Origin of the sequence: Nostocoides japonicum T1-X7 (assembly GCF_001046855.1) — a bacterium.
GTDB lineage: Bacteria > Actinomycetota > Actinomycetes > Actinomycetales > Dermatophilaceae > Nostocoides > Nostocoides japonicum.
On sequence record NZ_HF570958.1, the window covers coordinates 4,919,618 to 4,937,577 of the forward strand.

12 protein-coding genes and 1 tRNA gene are annotated in these 17,960 nt (G+C 69.0%); 7 read left to right on the plus strand and 6 right to left on the minus strand.

Features of this window, described 5'->3' with window-relative positions; all coding sequences use genetic code 11:
• Window positions 1-273 precede the first annotated feature (273 nt).
• A complete protein-coding gene (locus tag BN12_RS22340; RefSeq protein ID WP_083454871.1) occupies window positions 274-1,899 on the plus strand; it encodes a thiamine pyrophosphate-binding protein in 1,626 nt (541 codons plus the stop codon).
• Window positions 1,896-3,512, plus strand: a complete 1,617-nt coding sequence (locus tag BN12_RS22345) for an amidohydrolase (protein WP_048555717.1) — start codon at window positions 1,896-1,898, stop codon at window positions 3,510-3,512. The genes BN12_RS22340 and BN12_RS22345 overlap by 4 nt, the downstream gene beginning before the upstream one ends.
• Here the strand turns inward: BN12_RS22345 and BN12_RS22350 are convergent.
• Together BN12_RS22350 and BN12_RS22355 are read right to left on the minus strand one after the other, a co-directional pair.
• Entirely contained in the window at window positions 3,493-4,434 is a 942-nt protein-coding gene (locus BN12_RS22350; RefSeq protein WP_048555718.1) for a LysR family transcriptional regulator, read from the minus strand. The two genes, BN12_RS22345 and BN12_RS22350, sit on opposite strands and share 20 nt — an antisense overlap.
• 207 nt (window positions 4,435-4,641) lie before the next feature.
• A complete protein-coding gene (locus tag BN12_RS22355) occupies window positions 4,642-5,988 on the minus strand; it encodes an MFS transporter (RefSeq protein WP_048555719.1) in 1,347 nt (448 codons plus the stop codon).
• Window positions 5,989-6,538: 550 nt separating this feature from the next.
• Here BN12_RS22355 and BN12_RS22365 point away from each other — a divergent pair.
• Both BN12_RS22365 and BN12_RS24860 read left to right on the plus strand, forming a co-directional pair.
• Window positions 6,539-7,321: a class II aldolase/adducin family protein gene (locus BN12_RS22365; RefSeq protein ID WP_048555721.1), complete on the plus strand. Its 783-nt coding sequence runs from the start codon at window positions 6,539-6,541 to the stop codon at window positions 7,319-7,321.
• Between the two features lie 406 nt (window positions 7,322-7,727).
• Window positions 7,728-7,807, plus strand: a tRNA-Ile gene (locus tag BN12_RS24860).
• Window positions 7,808-7,973: 166 nt separating this feature from the next.
• Here the strand turns inward: BN12_RS24860 and BN12_RS22370 are convergent.
• The 4 genes from BN12_RS22370 to BN12_RS22385 form a co-directional block, all read right to left on the minus strand.
• A complete protein-coding gene (locus BN12_RS22370) occupies window positions 7,974-9,437 on the minus strand; it encodes an aldehyde dehydrogenase family protein (protein WP_048555722.1) in 1,464 nt (487 codons plus the stop codon).
• Window positions 9,438-9,447: 10 nt separating this feature from the next.
• The gene (locus tag BN12_RS22375; protein WP_048555723.1) at window positions 9,448-11,421 is read right to left on the minus strand and encodes a GMC family oxidoreductase; all 1,974 of its coding nucleotides are present in this window, start codon (window positions 11,419-11,421) and stop codon (window positions 9,448-9,450) included.
• A gap of 102 nt (window positions 11,422-11,523) precedes the next feature.
• Window positions 11,524-13,104, minus strand: coding sequence for a flavin-containing monooxygenase (locus BN12_RS22380; RefSeq protein ID WP_048555724.1), 1,581 nt, complete (start codon window positions 13,102-13,104; stop codon window positions 11,524-11,526).
• Window positions 13,101-14,048, minus strand: a complete 948-nt coding sequence (locus BN12_RS22385) for an alpha/beta hydrolase (RefSeq protein WP_048556777.1) — start codon at window positions 14,046-14,048, stop codon at window positions 13,101-13,103. Before BN12_RS22385 ends, BN12_RS22380 begins: the two co-directional genes overlap by 4 nt.
• Window positions 14,049-14,137: 89 nt before the next feature.
• Between BN12_RS22385 and BN12_RS22390 the strand changes: the two genes are divergently transcribed.
• The 3 genes from BN12_RS22390 to BN12_RS26395 form a co-directional block, all read left to right on the plus strand.
• Complete coding sequence (locus BN12_RS22390) at window positions 14,138-15,640, plus strand: PucR family transcriptional regulator (protein ID WP_235432583.1); 1,503 nt, start codon at window positions 14,138-14,140, stop codon at window positions 15,638-15,640.
• A 500-nt stretch (window positions 15,641-16,140) separates the two neighbouring features.
• Window positions 16,141-17,745, plus strand: a complete 1,605-nt coding sequence (gene efeU, locus BN12_RS22395) for an iron uptake transporter permease EfeU (protein WP_048555726.1) — start codon at window positions 16,141-16,143, stop codon at window positions 17,743-17,745.
• On the plus strand, window positions 17,735-17,960 hold a 226-nt coding region (locus BN12_RS26395; RefSeq protein ID WP_048555727.1), incomplete at its 3' end, for a hypothetical protein. The genes efeU and BN12_RS26395, both read left to right, overlap by 11 nt.

Sequence of the window (17,960 nt, forward strand, 5' to 3'; positions counted from 1 at the left end):
CGACCCGAGTGGGGCATCTTCACGCCCCTCTTGAGGCGTGCGTCCGCCCCTCAGAGCCGCGCGCTACGACGCGTTCACTCGGTCGATGACATGGATGCGCCGGCCCGGCGTCGTGCTCCGAGCCCGGTGCTCGACGTCGTAGACGGGGCCCCCGACCTGCCGCGGGTCACGGGTTGGGATGTCGCGGGTCTCGCACGCCAGCCGGGACACCCGCATCCATGGTCCGACATCGTGGCTGGCTGACGCCTGACGAATGATCAGAGGGAGACGAATGTGAAGGTCCATGAGGCAGTGGCTGCTGCGCTCAGGTCCAACGGGGTCGAGACGATCTACGGCCTGATGGGCGACGCCAACATGCTCATCATCACCGACTACCTGCGAGACCAGGGCGGTCGGTTCATCCCGACTGCTCACGAGTCATCCGCCGTGTCGATGGCGGACGGACACGCTCGTACCACGGGGGAGATCGGTGTGTGCTCCCTGACTCACGGGCCGGCGCTCACCAACGGGTTGACCGCCCTCGTCGAGGCGGTCCGGGCGCGCACCTCTCTCCTCCTGCTCACCGGTCGTCCTCCCTCCCGCTTCGGGCACGGGCAGAGCCTCGACATCGAGGGTCTTTGTGACCTGTCCGGTGCCCTGTATGAACGTGTCTTCGGTGGCTCCACGCCGCGACGGGATGTCACACGCGCCTTGAGCCGAGCACTGGCTGAACGACGACCGGTGGTCCTCGATGTGCCCTACGACCTGTTGGCCCAGGAGTGCACGGAAGCCTCCGCCGGCTCGGCCCGCCGGCTGCACCAGCTGCATTCGGCGCCGAGCCCGAGTCCGGACGACGTCGACCTCGCTCTCGGTCTCGCGTTGTCCGCCCGGCGACCGGTCGTCCTGGCGGGACGGGGTGCGGTCACGGCCGGAGCGAAGGAGGATCTCGTCGAACTGGCCGCCATGCTCGGCGCACCGCTGGCGACGAGTCTGCTGGCCAAGGACTACTTCCACGGTCATCCGGACAACCTCGGCATCTGCGGGAATCTGGGAACCGCCCTGACCACGGAGGTGGTCGCGAGCTCGGACTGTGTGCTTGCGTTCGGTGCGCGTCTGAACCGGTTCACCGCTGACGATGGGCACCTCATAGGAAGCGACCAGCGGGTGGTGCAGTGCGACATCGACCCTGCGAGCATCGGCCAGTTCACCCCCGTCGAGATCGGGATCCTCGGTGACGCCCGCGCCACGGCCGCAGCCATGGTGCAGAGACTGCGCGAGCACACGGACGAACCCCGCCCGTCGGCATACCTGCAGTCCTTGCGGCAACGACTGGCCACCACCAAGCCCTACGCGTTCGAGGACCTGAGCACCGACTCGACCGTCGACCTCCGCACCGCCATGGAGCGAATCAGCCAGATGCTGCCTCCGGACCGTGGTGTCGTGACGGATGTCGGTCGGTTCATCTTCACGGCCTGGCGGCACCTGCGCGTATCGGACCCGCGCGACTTCATCCACACGACCAATTTCGCGTCGATCGGGCTGGGGCTCTCCACCGCCATCGGGGCCGCCGTCGCTCGCCCGGACCGGACCACCCTGGCCGTTGTCGGAGACGGGGGGTTCATGATGAATGCTCAAGAGCTCCATGCGGTCGTGCGGAACGATGCGCGGCTGGTGATCCTCGTCGTGAACGACGGCGCGTACGGTGCGGAGTGGGAGTCGTTGGGTGCGGCCGGAGTCGATCCCGAGTACTCGCGGACCAGGTGGCCGGACTTCGTGACGATGGCGGCGGCGACGGGCGTGGAGGCCGTCGCAGTCCGGAATCTGGCCGAGCTCGACGCACTGGCCCCCCGGCTCGTGGACCCGAGCGGTCCCCTGTTGGTCGACCTCCGGATCGATCCCTCGTTGGACATCCGGCCGTGACGGACCCGGCGATCCACGACGAGGACACCACCGTCTTCGAAGCCAGCCGGATCCTCGCCCTCGACGGCACCGAGCCGGAGGCGTTCGCGGTGCGGGACGGCTGGATCGTGGACACCGGTCCACGAGAGAAGCTCGGCGCGCGTTTCCCGTCCGCGAGGCGGGTGCAGCTCGACGGACGACTCGTGGTCCCGGGATTCAATGACGCGCATTGCCACGTCTCTCAGGCCGCACTGGCCCGAGTCCGTGTCGACCTGAGCGACGCGCGCGATGGCGACGACGTCCTTCGCGCCCTTCGCGCCCGGGCGGCCGTGTGCCCCGCGGGCGAGTGGGTCATCGGCCAGGCACTCGACGAGTCCCGACTGACCGGCGAGAAGATCGGGCGTCGAGCGCTCGACACTGTCTCGGGTGAGCACCCGGTGCTCATCATCCACTACAGCTTCCATCGGGCCGTGGCCAACAGCGCCGCCCTCGACAGACTCGGCTATCGGGACAGCTCGGATGCGCCCGCGGGGGGCCAGCTCACGACGGATGAGCAGGGCCGTCTCGACGGGTGGCTCATCGAGCGAGCCTGGCTCGACGCCTGGCTCCCGGGGACGAGGAGGTCGCCCTTCGAGACCGGGGACCACCTGGGGGGTCGCATCGCCGCCCTCACCGAGGTCGACAACGACCTGCACCAGCTCGGCATCACCTCATACTGCGATGCCATCGTCGGACCCGCTGAGCACGAGCTGTTCATGGCTGCACACGAGCGGGGCGTCCTCACACCGCGGGTCGCCATGTTGGTGTGGTACAGCTACCTGCGCGACGACCTCAGCGTGCCGCTCGAATGGGCGCCGCACCTTCGCGTCTCCGGCATCAAGATGATGGTGGACGGCGCCCTGAGCGGCGGCACCTGCCTGTGTCAACGGCCGTACCCCAGCAGCACCGGCACAAACAACGGTTTGCAGATCGTGGGCGACGATGAGTTCCGCGAATGCTTCTCTTCCGCAGCGGATGCGGGTCACCGGGTGGCCGTCCATGCCAACGGGGATCTCGCCATCGCCAAGGTCCTGGACGTCATCGACGGTCTGCCGCCTGCTGCGAACTCGGTCCGGCACCGCATCGAGCACTGCAGCATCACCGATCCCGGCTTGCTGGACCGTATCCGCGCCAACCGTGTCATCCCCGTGCCGTTCGGTGCGTTCCCGATGCTCTTCGGCGAGCAGCTGGTGGGCTTCTACGGGGAAGAGCGTGCGGACTGGACCTGTGCCCATCGCGCGATGCTCGATGCCGGCCTCGATGTGGCCGGTTCGTCGGACTTCCCGATCGTTCCGGCGGACCCGCTGTTGGCGGTCCAGAGCATGGTCACCCGCCGAACACCCACGGGTATGCCGGTCGGGGTGCGCCAGCAGATCTCCGTCGTCGAGGCCCTCCAGGTGTATTCGACGGGCTCGGCTCACGCGACCGGTGAGGCGGACGTCAAGGGCACGCTCCGGCCCGGTCAGCTCGCCGACTTCGTGGTGCTCGGCGAGGACCTGACCCGGATCTCACCTGGCCGGATATCGCAGGTCCCGGTCCAGTCGACCTGGGTGGGCGGCCAGTGTGTCTGGCAGCTCACCGGTCAGGAGCGGTGAATGGATCTCGGAGGTGACGCCGCCCGAGGACCTTCCGACAGACCCGCTCGAAGAGCAGTGCCTTCTGCGTCGGCCGCGTCCGTTGGGGGAAGGCGACGACGAGGGAGATCGCCGGCAGGTCATCGGCGAGATCGAGAGTGGCCAGGCGCAGGCCGGCGTGGGTGTGGTCGTGCGGTAGCCGCAGATTGAGCAGGGAGTAGCCCAAACCGCAGGCCACGAAGGACCGGACGGTCTCATAGTCCGGCAGTCGGTATCGGATGTCGGGGCGGATCCCCGCGCTCTGGAAGAAGTCGACGTAGTAGTCCCGAGTGTGCGGGAGGTCGAGGAGGATGAACGGCTCGTCCGCGACGTCCCGCAAGGGAATCGGCGTGGTGCGAGACGTCAGTGGATGGTCGGCGGCCACGATGAGATGAGCGGGGATGTGCTCGATGAGGGTGGTTCTGAAGTCATCGCGAAGCCCGACATCGTAGGTGAGTGCCACGTCACAACGTCCACTCGAGAGGGACTGTCTGACCTCTTCCAGATCCCCCTCGATATACCGCATCTCGACCTGGGGGTATGCCTGCCGGAAGGCGGTGAGGATCTGAGGCGCCCGGAAGGAGGCCAACGGCTCGAAGATTCCCACGACGAGCTCGCCCCGCAGGGCCTTCGCATCGTCCTGAGCGATGGCCGGGAGGTTGTCCACCTGCTCGAGCACGTTCAGGGCCTCGGCGAAGAGTCTCTCCCCCGCCGGTGAAAGGCTCAGCGTGCGGCGTGGCGAGCGTTGGAACAGTTGGACGCCCAGGCTGGACTCCAGCTCGATGACCGCTGAGCTGAGGGTGGACTGGGCGACGTTGAGGTGCTGGGCGGCGCTCGTCATGGAGCCACTGCGTGCGACGGCACAGAAGTAGCGCAGCTGGGCCAGGGTGTATTGGCGGCTCATGCGTGGCTGGCGCTCCTCAGGATCGGCCGAGCGTACCAATGGCCCCGCGGGACGCGGTCGCTGTCGAGTCGCGCAGCATCTCGTCTCCGTTCGGGGGAGCCGGTGTGGTGACTCGGTGCCGGTGCGGCCGGCGGAGGCTCTCGGGGACTGGGTGATGTTGTCCCGTCCTTCGGCGCGACCCGGTATCCGGCTCGGCACGCTGTGTCCTCACTCGACCTCGCGGTGGCGGCCCTGGGCCCGAAGCACTCTGCCCATGCCGAACGCCCCGAGGGCCGTCAGTCCGAGAATGACCGCGAACAGCAGTCCGATCACCCACGGTGTATCCCCGCGGCCCGCCTGAAGGGCGAGGGCGATGGAGGGCACGAAGCCGCCGACCATCCCCGCAAGGTTGTAGGAGATCGCCACGCCGGAGTAGCGGTACCGCCCGTCGAAGAGCTGGCTGAACAGCGAGCCGATGGGCCCGTAGGGAATCCCGAGTAGGCCGATCCCCAAGGCGATCGCCAGCGCCGCCAACCACACCTGTCCGGAACCCAGCATCAGGGTCAGCGGCGCGGCGCAGAGGACGGCCAGAACGCCGCCGGCGAACACCACCTTCCAGGGGGTGTAACGGTCTGCGAGCCGGCCGCTGATGAGGATGCTGCCGGCCTCGAGGACCGCCCCGCCCATGGTGGCGAGCAAGACGACCCAGGACGCCATCCCAAGGACCTTGGTGCCGTAGTTGACGGCATACGTGGTGAAGAGGAAGAAGCCACCGGATGCGAAGAGGGCGGTCATCACGACGAGCAGCATCTGGCCCCAGGCGTGACGCAACAGCTCGATGACGGGGATGTGGCGCTCCTCCTTCGCGGTCTCCTCGAGCTTCGCCGAGACGAAGACCGGAGACTCCTCCACCCGAAGGCGCAGGTAGATCGCGACACCCAGCATGGGGAACGCGAGCAGGAACGGCACCCGCCAGCCCCAGGTCTCGAACTGCCCGGCCGGCAGCAGCGTCACGAGGGCGACGATCCCGGATGAGGCGATGGTGCCGACCGGTGAGCCGAACTGCGGCATCGCGCCGTAGATCGCCTTCTTCCGGGGCGGAGCATGCTCGACGGCCATGAGCACCGCCCCGCTCCACTCGCCGCCGACCGATAGGCCCTGGATGAAGCGGAGCACGGCGAGCAGGATGGGCGCCGCGAGTCCGATCCGGTGGTAGGTCGGCAGCAGCCCGACCGCGCCCGTCGCAAGGCCGATGATCACGATGGTGAGGATCAAGGTCTTCTTCCGGCCGATCCGGTCGCCCAGGTGGCCGAAGACCATCCCGCCCAACGGACGGGCGACGAAGCCCACCGCAAAGGTGAGGAAGGCGAGGACCGTGCCGACCACGGGGTCGAACTCCGGGAAGAAGATGGAGTTGAAGACCAGTGCCGCCAGGATCCCGTAGATGAAGTAGTCGTACCACTCCATCGACGTCCCGAGCAGGCTGGAGATCGCAACGCGCCGCAGCTCTCGCTCGTCGACCGTGAAGGCGTCCTCGTCGGCCGCAGACCATCCCTTCTGCTGCTCGACGCTCACCGGCCCCGCCCCTCCGAGCGATCCGACGAGAGCGTCCTTCCGCAGCGGGCGGGCTTCCCGTCCTGTGGAGGCGATGCGACCTTCATTGCCCAGTCCTCTCGTGGCGCGACCCGAGCACTTCCCTCGGCGTGGGTGAGGTGGGCTGCTCAGGCGCCTCGCGCGCCGGCCTGCCCATGATCGGCAAGTATGTGAGCGGCCGGTCGAGGGCGTCCAACGAGCGTTGGTGGACGCGGCAATCGGAGGAATCGATAGGTTGGCGCCGCTCCGTCGGGTCACGCGGCTCGACGAGCTGCACCGACTCGTCGGGTCCACAGCGGTCGGGTGCGATCGACCTCCTGTGGATGCCGCTTGCGACCACAGCCCAGGGGAGCGTCGGCGACTGGGGCCCGAGCGGCCACCGCCCTCTCCGCTGCTCACCGGGAACCACCTGCGGCACTCTCTCGACGTTGTGTTGGCCCGAGCGCCGGGTTCGGACAAGACGACGCCGCGGCGTGGGCTCGCATTCCTGCATACTCGAAGGCGACCACTTCGGTGCTTTCGAGAGGTTCTGATGACCACACTTGCCAGCGACTCGGTCACGACGTCGGAGGACATCGAGTCGAGTCTCCGACGTGAACTCGCAGCCTTCTACCGGCTCGTCGCGCACTTCCGGATGACCGACCTCATCTTCAACCACATCTCGGTGGAGCTCCCGGGCCCGGACAACCACTTCCTGCTCAATCCATACGGCCTGATGTACGAAGAGATCACGGCGTCGAGCCTGGTGAAGGTCGACGCGGACGGCCGCTTGGTCGAGCCGTCACCGTTCAGCGTGAATCCCGCTGGCTTCGTGATCCACTCGGCTGTGCACAGTGCCCGTGAGGATGCCAAGTGCGTCGTCCACACCCACACTCAGGCGGGCTGCGCGGTCGCCGCTCAGGAAGACGGCTTGCTGCCCCTGAGCCAGATGGCGCTCGAGTTCTACGACCGCATCGGCTACCACGACTACGAGGGCATCGCCCTCAACCTCGAGGAACGCGACCGGCTCATCGCCGATCTCGGCGACAAGCCGGTGATGATTCTGCGCAACCACGGTCTGCTGGCCGTGGGTGAGACGATCGCGCAGGCGTTCTATCGGATCTTCTACCTCGAGCGAGCCTGTCAGATCCAGGTCGCCGCCCAGGCCGCGCGCACGGTGACGCCGTCCCCCGAGGTCTGTGAGTACACCTATCAGCAGCTCACGTCCCCCGACACGGTCGAGGGTGACCTTCTCGACGACTCCCACACCGTGGACCTGACCTGGGCCGCGATGCTACGGCTGGTCGAGCGCAATTACCCCGATTACAAGAGCTGACCTCGAAGGGTCAAGACGCCGCTGTTGGGGGCGTTCTCACAACGACTCCTCAGCCGCTGCCAGCACGACAGTTGATTCGCCGGAGGCATGTCCAACTCCCTCGCAGGGGAGGATCGTGGACGCTCGAGTCGAGGCGAAGGCGTGGCGGGGAGGCTTGGTTGAAAGACGGGGTATGGGCCGACGTAGTCGGTGTTTGGAGACGACGCCGGAGCTTCCGGCAATGGCGAATTTGACCCAAGCCCGAACGGGCACCTGATGGGTATGTCGCCACGCGTGACGGCATACCCATCACGCAGCCTCCAACGCCCGTCGCGCGCGGAAGCGGGAGTGACACGTTTGAACTGTGCGAGGTGGGCTGCCTCAGGTCGATTCGTGCCCTCCTGATCCCCTGGGGCGTGCGTGATGAGCCATAGTGCGCAGCCCTGACCCGGAGCGACGATCGAGATTCGAGATAGGTCGTCGGTTCGATTCCGACAGGCGGCTCCATGGCAGGCCCCTGACCAGCACAGACGCAGGTCGGGGGTCTCGCGTATCGGGGGCTGGCCAGTCGAGTGACGCGCGTGCGACACGCCCGCCGTCAGACCTGTCGAGCCCTGCGCATCAGGCGCCGCGCGTGGCGGCCACGCAGGAGAGGGCACGTCTGGTTGGCCGGTCAGCGCTGGATCGCCTTGACCTCGGTGAACTCGGCGAGGCCGTGGGTGCCCAGCTCGCGGCCGTTGCCGGACTGCTTGTAGCCGCCGAAGGGTTGGAGAGGGTTGAATGCGCCGCCGTTGATGTCGACCATGCCGGTGCGCAGGCGACGGGCGACCCGTTCGGCCCGCGCCCGGTCGGCACCCCAGACCCCGCCGGCCAGGCCGTACATGGTGTCGTTGGCGATCTGGACGGCTTCGTCCTCGCTGTCGTAGGCGATGATCGACAGCACCGGCCCGAAGATCTCCTCCTGCTCGATGGTCATCCCGGGGATCACGTCGGAGAAGACGGTCGGCCTCACGAACCAGCCCGTGTGGAGTCCGTCGACTGGTTCGGTGCCTCCGGTGACCAGACGGGCACCCTCGTCGAGGCCCGTGCGGATGTAACCGCGGACGGTCTCGCGATGGGACCGGGTGACCATCGGACCCAGCTGGGTGGCCGGGTCGAAGGGGTCGCCCACCGTGGCGGATTCGGCGGCGAAGCGGGCGATCGCCTCCACCTGGGCCAGTCGGTCGCGGGGCACCAGCATCCGGGTGAACGCGGTGCAGGTCTGGCCGGAGTTGAGGAAGCACTTGCCGATGCCGTCGACCACGGCCTGGGTCAGCTCGTCGCCGGTGACGTCGTCGAGGATGATGTTGGCGGACTTGCCGCCCAGCTCCAACGAGACCCTCTTGACGGTCTGTGCGGCCAGCTCACCGACACGCCTGCCGGCCCGGGTGGACCCGGTGAGCGAGATCATGTCGACGTCCGGATGCCCGGCGAGTGCCTCGCCGACGACCGGGCCCTCGCCGGTGACCAGGTTGAACACGCCGGCCGGGAGACCGACCTCGTCGAGGATCTCCGCGAGGAGGAATGCCGACAGCGGTGCGACCTCGCTCGGCTTGAGGACGACCGAGCATCCGGCGGCGATGGCCGGGGCGACCTTGGCGGCCACCTGGTGCAGCGGGTAGTTCCACGGGGTGATGGCGCCCACCACACCGACCGGTTCACGGACGACGAGGCTGTTGCCGATCTCCTCCTGCCATGGGAAGTCGCGGACCAGCCTGGCCATGCTCCCGAAGGACCAGGCCGGCATGCCGGCCTGGATGAGGACCGAGGTCGCGATCGGCATACCCATCTCGCTCGTCACGACGGCCGCGATCCGCTCGGCCTGATCCGCCAGCCTGGCATGCACGGCACTCAACAGCTGGGCACGGGTGTCCAGGTCGGTCTGCGACCAGGCGTGGAAGCCCGTCTGGGCGGCAGCCACCGCACGGTCCACGTCACGAGCGGATCCGAGCGGCACGCGGGCGATGACCTGCTCGGTCGTCGCGTTGACCACGTCGTGAGTCCGGTACCCGGGGTCGGGGTCCACCCAGGCCCCCCCGATGTAGAACCTGTCGTGCGCCGGGATCAGGTCGGTCGCAGTCGTGTCGGTGGCAGTCATGTCGGTCTCCTCACGCGCCGGGCCGCACGGAGCTGGCGATGGCTTCGGCCGTGCGGTGAGCCAGGGCCATGGTCGAGATCATCGGGTTGGTGCCGGAGGAGGTCGGGAACGCGCTGGCGTCTCCGATCCACACCCCGGGGGTGTCATGCAGCTCGCCGCGGGGGTCGGCGACGCTGATCTGCGGGTCGGCGCCCATCCGGCAGCTGCCCATCTGGTGGGCGGAGAACAGGCTCCACCCGCCGTAGGTGATCGGGATCTGCCGCAACGCGCCGATGAAGTCCTCCAGGTCGTCGCCCCAGCGCCAGGTCGGCAACCCGGCCGCCAACCCGGAGATCCGCAGGGCGCCGGCCGCGTGATGCATACGCACCTGCACCTCGACACCGCGGTAGATGTTCTCGATGTCCACCGGGTCGGTCACCGCATAGGTGACCACCGCCTCGCCGTCGGCGTCGATGGTGACCCGGCCATGGCCGTGGTCCCGGGTCAGCGAGATGGTGCTCGAGGTGTCGCGCATGAGGCTCATGGCCGCCTTGTGCTCCTGCGCGGTGGTGAACGGCAGCAGTGCCGCGGAGGTGCCGATCGAGTAGTGCGGCGCCTCGATGAGGAACCCATACCCGTTCTCGGGGTGGTCGAACTCGTCGATCGCCGCGGTCATCGGCGCACCCCACCACGCCTTCTGCTCGTCCGCATAGACCGCCGAGACGGCGGTGCAGGGGTGCAGCCGCAGATGGTGACCGACCGCCGGCCCCCCGATGCCGGAACGCAGCAGCAGCGCAGGGGACTCCAACGAACCCGCGGCCACCACCACCTTGGGGGCGCGAACCGTCACCCGGGTGGTGGCCCCGGTGGCCGGGTCGAGGCAGCTGGCGGCGACGCCCGCCGCGCGGCCGTCCTCGACCAGCACCGTGTCGGCGTGGCAACGCACGATGATGTCGGCGCCGGCGTCGAACGCATCCTGCAGGTAGGTCTTCATGGTCCCGAGCTTGGAGCCGGAGATGTCACCGAAACCCATGGATCCTGCGTTGTCCGGGGTGTATGTCCGCCGGTCCGCGTTGCGTTCGATCGACTCCACCGACCAGCCGAGCGCCTCCGCACCGTCCACGATGCGCTGGTTCGGGCCGTTCAGCTCCGAGCACTCCCCGTTGACCTCGATGCGCCCGCTGATCGCGTCCAGGTGCCCGTCGAACTCGGGCCCGTTCACGCCCTCCAGACCGTGCTCGCGGGTCCACTCCGCTCGCACCCACGGGCGGGTCCGCAGGCAGTTCGTCCAGTTCACCGTGCTCCCCCCGCCGAGGGCCGCACCCGCCATGAGGCTGATGTTCAGATCGGCGGACGACGTCGGGCCGCCGCGCCAGTACAGGTTCTGGTAGCCCCACAGCTCCAACTGGTTGAAGTCGGACTCGTCGAAATAGCCGCCCGCCTCCAGGACGACCACCTTCAGGCCCTGCGTCGCCAGCACGCCCGCGATCACCCCACCGCCCGAGCCGGAGCCGACGACGACCACATCCGCCTCGATCGTCGCGCCGTCCTCGGGGACCAACGGAGCGATGGGCTTCGGGTCCTGCGACGGCGCGGTGTTGGGCCCCGGGTAGCCGAACTGTCTCCAGAAGGGGTTCTGCCCGGCCGCGTCCGGCACCGCGTAGGTCAACAGCCGGATCAGACCCGTCAGGGCGTTGACCCCGACCGCTGCCATCGGGCCCAGCAGGGCCGTGCGCGACAGCAGCGTCTCCCGGGAGATCGGCGACGCCGTCACGATGCCCTGGGCGACCAGACCGTCCACCAGCCCCAACAACCCGTCCCGGTCCGGCGCGGGCATCCCGCCCAACATCGCGATCAATGCCTGGTCCGCGCCGACATCGGTCGACGCCAACGCCCAGAAACCGTGCGGGTCGTCGTCGCGCTGGATCGACGGCACCACCGTGTCGCAGATCGCCCGCAAGCCCGCGAGCCGCTCCTGGCTCAACCATTCACCGGTGTCACTCATGTGTGTTCGTCCTTCGGGAGTGGGATGCGTATCAGGGAGCCGGGATCCGGCAGCAGGCGGCCTCCGCGGACGACCGCGCCGGCGAGGCCCGGCACGGGCCGGCTACGCCAGCTCGAAGCCGTGGTGGTTCAGGGTCATGCCCTGCACCACCTGGCGGTAGAGACCGACGCCGCCCACGAAGGGCAGGAAGACCTGCTCCTTGCCCGGGATGTTGGCGCCCATGTACCAGGACGCGGCCTGCGGCATCAGGGTGAGGTTGGCCAGGTCGTTGTTGGTGCGGACCCAGTTGTCCTCGGCGTCCAGGTCGGGCTCGATCCGCTGGATGTCGTTCTCTCGCAGGTACTTCAGGGTGTCGGCGATCCATTCGACGTGGAACTCGATCGAGGTCATCATGTTGGACAGGACCGACGGGCTCTGTGGGCCGGTGACGGTGAACAGGTTCGGGAAGCCGTGGGACATCAGGCCCAGGTAGGTGCGTGGGCCGTGGGCCCACTTGTCCGCCAGCCGCTGCCCGCCCGCGCGGATGTCGATCGCGTTGAGCGCGCCGGTCATCGCGTCGAAACCGGTAGCCATGATGATCACGTCGAACGCGTAGTCGCCTGACATCGTGGCGATCCCGGTCGGGGTGAAGCGTTCGATCGGCGTCTCTCGCAGGTCGACGAGGTGGACGTTCGGCCGGTTGTAGGTCTCGTAGTAGCCGGTGTCCACGCACATCCGTTTGGATCCGATGGGATAGGTCCGCGGGGACAGCTTCTCGGCCACGACCGGGTCGGTGACCTTGGCGCGGATCTGGCCGCGCGCGTACTCGGCGACGACCGCGTTGGCGGCGGGATCGGTTCCGGCATCGGGGAATCGGGTGTTCAGGCACAGGCCGCCCTCGGCCCATGCCGAGTCGAGCTCCACTCTGGCGGCGTCCTCGGTCAGCTCCAGCACCGGGATGGCGCCCTCGACGCACTGGAACCCCAACAGGCTGGCCCGGCTGGCCTCGCGGAAGGACTCGTAGTCCGGACGCACCGCGGCGAGCCGGGCATCGGCGGGCTCGTTGTGGGCCGGGATCGCGTAGGACGGGGTGCGCTGGAAGACCGTCAGGTCGGCGACCTCGGGGGCGACCGCGGTGATCACCTGCAGCCCGGAGGAGCCGGTGCCGATCACCGCTACCCGTTTGCCGGACAGATCGGTGCCTTGCGGGTACTCGGAGGTCCAGTACAGGTCCCCCTCGAAGTCGTCCATGCCCGCGAAGCGGGGGCGGGAGGGCACGGAGAGGCACCCGGTCGCCGCGATCACGAACCGGGCGGTCCGGGTCTGCCCGTCGGCGGTGGTGACGGTCCACTCGGTCGCCGACTCGTCCCAGTCCAGGGCGGTGACCCGCGTGCCGAAGAGGATGTCCCGGCGCAGGTCGAAGCGGTCCGCGACGTGCTCCGCATACGCACGGATCTCCGGCTGGGCGCTGTACCGCTCGGTCCAGTCCCACTCCTGCTGCAGCTCCTCGGAGAAGGAGTAGGAGTACTCGATCGACTGGATGTCGACTCGCGCGCCCGGGTACCGGTTCCAGTACCAGGTGCCGCCGACGTCATCGCCGGCCTCGATCACCAGCGCATCGAAGCCCAGCTGGTCCCGCAGCGTGTACAGCTGGTACATGCCGGAGAACCCGGCGCCGATGATGATCACGTCATGCTGACTCATCCGCAGTCCCTCCCGGCGATGAACTCGTTGATGTAGTCGGCCACCCTGCGCAGGCCGGTGTCGTAGCCGGGGAGGATCCCGGCCATCTGGAAGTAGGCGTGCATCTGCCCCTCGGCCTCGTCCAGGGTGACCTCGACTCCGGCATCGCGCAGGGCCTCGGCGTAGGCGACACCCTCGTCGCGCAGCGGGTCGCATTCGGCGACGTACACCAGGGCGGGGGGCAGGCCGGCCAGGCTGTCCGCGCGGATCGGCGAGGCGGAGGGGTTCGTGCGAGCCTCCTCCTCGGGCAGGTAGTGCGTCCAGAACCAGACCATGTAGTCGCGTGAGAGGAGCAGCTGGTTCTCCGGTGCCAGGGACGACGGGGTGTCCAGGTCGCAATCGGTGACGGGGTAGACCAGCACCTGCAGGTCCACCTGCGGTCCGCCGCGATCGCGCGCCCACTGGGTCATCACGGCACTGAGATTCCCGCCGGCGCTGTCGCCGGCGACGATCAGGGGTGCGCCGTCGTATGCCAGGTCGGCCTTGTGGTCGTCGGCCCAGACCAGTCCGGTGTACGAGTCCTCGACGGCGGCCGGGAACGGGTGCTCCGGGGCCTTGCGGTAGTTGACCAGGACCACGGTGCAGTCGGTGGCGACGACCAGGTCGCGGGCGACGTGGTCGTACTGGTAGTCGATATCGCCGATGACCCAGCCACCGCCGTGGAAGTAGACCAGCACTCCCTTGGGCGCACCCTTCGGTCTGAGGGTGCGGATCCGGATCCGGTCCCCGCCACCCGTGTCGATCCTCAGGTTCCGGACCTGCCCAACCTCCGGGCCGGGACCGCTCAGGGCCGCCAGCGTCGCGTCGGCCAACCGGGCGATCCCGGGGGTCAACACCTCGAAAGGCGGTGGCGGATCCGCAGCGAGTGCGGTGACGAACGAGACGGAAGCATCGTCCAGCGCCATCGGCATCTTCTCCATCGAAGCGCGCGGCAGGTCGACAGTGCCGCGGGGCGGGTCGTTGATCGCGCCGGCCTCCCGCCGGTCGCGTTGTGATGACGCTCACGCTAGAGGGGAAAGCCTCCGAACGGGGTATGCGAATGGCCATGGTTTGTCGCTGCGGGTGTGCAGCCGCATACCGGTCCGCGCGATCCCGTGAGATCACGATCTTCACCGGTGCGAACCGGATTAGGAGTGAGATGCCGCCCGCAGCCGACGTTCGGCGGTGCCATCGACGGCGTCGGGGCGCCCCTGCATGTGCGATGATCCCCATCGTGACGTCCGGAGTAGGCGCCCGCACACCGAGCCCAGCGACCAGCGCGGCATTGCCACCCGAGCTGGCCGACCTGGTGGGCGACGTGGCCGAGTTGGCACTGGTCGACCTCGACCGACTGGTCGCGCGGATGGACGCGGCCGTCATCGAGCTGGTCCCGGCATTCGGCGCCGACGCGGGCTCGGTGGCGAGCCTGTCGGCCTCGAACCGTGCCAACATCGCGCGCCCACTGACCGTGTGGGCTCGTCGGGAGACCGGACCGGTGCCGATCGAGGTCCCGCTCGAGGCGCTCGACGGTGCGCGCACCGTCGCGCGGCGTGGCATCGACTTCTCCGCGATCTTTCAGGGGTACCGACGTGGGCAGAACATCGCTCTGGAGCACTACCTGGACTGCGCCATTCGCGTCGTTCCGTCCGGCCCGCTCCAGCAGGAGCTGCTGCGGGCCCTCTCGCGGCGCACGTACGAGTGGGTCGACCATGTGGTCGCGCAGGTGCTCGCGGTCGCCCAGCACGAGCGCGAAGCGGTGCTCGGCAGCGCGCTCGCGCGGCGCGCCGAGACGATCCGTCTCATCCTCGATGGCTCGCCGATCGTCGCCGACCGGGCCAGTGAGATGCTGGGCTACGACCTCGCCCGGCGACACACCGCCCTGGTCCTGTGGTTCCCGCCGACCGACGAAGTGCACGGTGCACTGGAGTCCGCAGCCACCGTTCTGGCGCGTGCCTCGGGAGCCCGGCCCCCGCTGACCCTCTCGGCTGGACCATCGGTGCTCTGGGCCTGGATGGGCACCGACGCCGACCCCGCGCGCGATGAGCTTCGCGCGGTGAGCGACCTCATCCACCCCGATATCCGCGTCGCCGTAGGCCCCACTCGACCCGGGATCGCTGGGTTCCGCAGCACCCACGCCGCAGCGCTCGCCATCCAGGGACTGCTCTCCGGGCGCCCCGGTGGCGCCCAGCCGGCGTTCTACGACGACCTCGAAGTCACCGCTCTCGCGGCACAGGACCCCGAACGCTCGGCCGAGTTCGTCCGCACCACGCTGGGCCGGCTCGCTGCAGACACCCCTGACGCTGCGCGCCTTCGCGAGACGCTGCGGGTGTTCCTCGACGAAGCCGAGAACGCACCCCGCACGGCTGCCCGCCTGCATACGCACCGCAACACGATCCTCAAACGAGTGGCGCGCGCCACCGAGCTCCTTGACCGCCCACCCGGCGCGCGCCGGCTCGCGACCGAACTCGCCCTCGAGCTCGTCCACCAGATCGGGCCCCAGCTGCTGACCCGGACCTGACAGAGACGGCGCCCGGCCGGGCTCCGCATACCGGCGAGGTCTCGTAGCGTCCGGGCATGGTGGTCGCGAGAGATCCGGGGAGGGTGGAGGCGTTGCGCGAGGCGCAGGCCAAGGCGCTCATGCTGTTCGAGGACGTCGTGGCGCGCGGGCTCATCGTGCCGGGGGTCGGGGAACGTGAGCTGTCCGATCAGGTGAGGGATCTGGCGGCCGAGATGTTCGGTCCACCAGAGTGCCGAGCAGCTGGCCGCGGCCGACGCCCACGAGGTCGAGGACCACCGGCGGGTCCGCGCGCTGACCACCGCAGGTGAGGCCGTGTGGGTGTTGTCGCCGGTGTCTGACTGACGCCGAGTCAGCGCTGCGTCGAATCGGTCGAGCAGCTCCGGGAGCATGGCCGCACTCGGTGTGTCAAGGCGTCGCATTCAGGGAACGCTCAGGATAGGTAGGCCTAACCTGACGGCCGATTGCCCGCAGCGGGTGGGCTGTGACGAGGGGTCGGGACAGTGCTGGCGACGTTCGTGATCGGACTTCGGGAGGGTCTGGAAGCTGCCCTCATCGTCGGGATCGTCGCCGCGTTCCTGACGAGGAACAACCGGCGGCTCACTCCGATGTGGATCGGCGTCGGAGCGGCGGTGCTGCTCAGCCTCGCGGTCGGGATCATCCTCCACATCGTGGAGACGGCATTGCCGCAGGCCGCGCAGGAGGGGATGGAGGCGGTCATCGGCGCGGTCGCCATCTTCTTCGTCACCGGGATGATCCTGTGGATGAGCACCCATTCCCGGGGGCTCAGGGGGGAGCTCGAGGCGCAGGCCCGGGAGGCCCTCGGCGACGGCACGTCGGCCGCGCTCGTCCTGATGGCCTTCCTCGCGGTCCTCAAGGAGGGATTCGAGTCGGCCGTCTTCCTCCTGGCGACCTTCCAGTCGGCCACCAACGCGGTCGCCGCCTCGGCAGGAGCCGTCGCCGGCCTCGGTGTCTCGATCGCGCTGGGCGTGGCTATCTACCGGGGCGGGCTGCGCATCAACCTGTCGACGTTCTTCCGGGGGACGGGGGTCTTCCTCGTCCTCGTCGCGGCGGGTCTCGTCGCCACCTCGCTCCGCAAGGCACACGCGGCGGGTTGGGTGAATGCCGGGCAGCAGCATACGGTCGACCTGTCCTGGCTCGCACCGGTCGGCTCCATCCGATCTGCCCTCTGCACAGGGGTATTGGGGATCCCTGCCGATCCGCGGCTCATCGAGGTCATCGGGTGGCTCGCCTACCTCGTCCCGATGATGCCTATCGTCCTCTGGCCGCCGGCCCGACGTCCTGGACGGGAGGCGAGCAACCGCATCAAGACCGCGATCGCGGCCGCCGCGGTTGCCGCCGCCGTCGGGCTCGTCGTGCTCGTGCCCACGCCGCGGTTCGAGGCACCGGACACGGCGAGCGCCGTGGACGAGAGCGGCACCACGATCGGCACGGTCCGGCTCAGTCCTCCCACGACGCTCACCGCGTCGATCGAGGAGGTCTCGACGACCGAGCTGAACCAGGACCGATCGGTCACCCACAGCGGGATCCCGGCCGAGCACCTGACCGCGTCGCGGTCCGATCTGGCCGACGGGCTTCCTGCATCCCTGACGCTCGGTGACTTGGTGCGGCTCAACAGCGGGCGCGTCCCGATCGGGGTCGATGTGCTCCGGAACCCGGGGCCCTACACGGTGGAGTGGAGCGCGGTCGCTCACCTCGACGCCTGGACCGTCGAGGACGGGCTCCTCGACGCGACCAGCCGGTCGGCCGTCGTCGTGACCCTGCGGGGCGGTGGGCTCCCCACCGCGCGGACGATGAGCCTCCGGCCCGGGACGAGGCTCCCGTCGGGGCGAGTCGTCCCGGCGTCCTGGAGGGTGGCGCCGACGTACGTCGACGCGGTGAGCGTTGCCAAGGGCTCGGTGGACAACCGGCGGGCCGAGGCCGGCTTCTGGGGCCGGGTGGTGCCCGGCGCCCTCGTGGTCGCCGCCGCGGCGCTGCTCACCGTCGCGTGGCGCCGACGAGCACCCCTCGCCCAGGTGATCTCCTCGGCAGCCTCAGTCAGCGCCGTCCCATCATCGATCTCCAGGAAGGACAACCATGTTCGCTGACCGGACTCGCCTCGTCGGAGGTGCCGTCGGCGCCTTCGCGCTCCTCGCTGTCGCGGGCTGTTCCGGTGAGGACTCATCGTCGGCGACCTCGACGTCCTCTCGTGCGGGAGGGGCGCCGATCAGGGGCGGGGCAGCCCGCGTGGCCGTCACGCTCACCCAGGGTTCCGGCGGCGAGGAATGCCGGCTCGACCACACCACGGCGGCCGCCGGGCCGG

Bases quoted from the DNA above. Each gene is read 5' to 3' on its own strand.
- BN12_RS22350 (WP_048555718.1), bottom strand. From the start codon at position 4,434: ATGAGCCGCCAATACACCCTGGCCCAGCTGCGCTACTTCTGTGCCGTC.
- BN12_RS22375 (WP_048555723.1), bottom strand. From the start codon at position 11,421: ATGAGTGACACCGGTGAATGGTTGAGCCAGGAGCGGCTCGCGGGCTTG.
- BN12_RS22385 (WP_048556777.1), bottom strand. From the start codon at position 14,048: ATGGCGCTGGACGATGCTTCCGTCTCGTTCGTCACCGCACTCGCTGCG.
- BN12_RS22380 (WP_048555724.1), bottom strand. From the start codon at position 13,104: ATGAGTCAGCATGACGTGATCATCATCGGCGCCGGGTTCTCCGGCATG.
- BN12_RS22370 (WP_048555722.1), bottom strand. From the start codon at position 9,437: ATGACTGCCACCGACACGACTGCGACCGACCTGATCCCGGCGCACGAC.
- BN12_RS22365 (WP_048555721.1), top strand. From the start codon at position 6,539: ATGACCACACTTGCCAGCGACTCGGTCACGACGTCGGAGGACATCGAG.
- BN12_RS22390 (WP_235432583.1), top strand. From the start codon at position 14,138: ATGACGCTCACGCTAGAGGGGAAAGCCTCCGAACGGGGTATGCGAATG.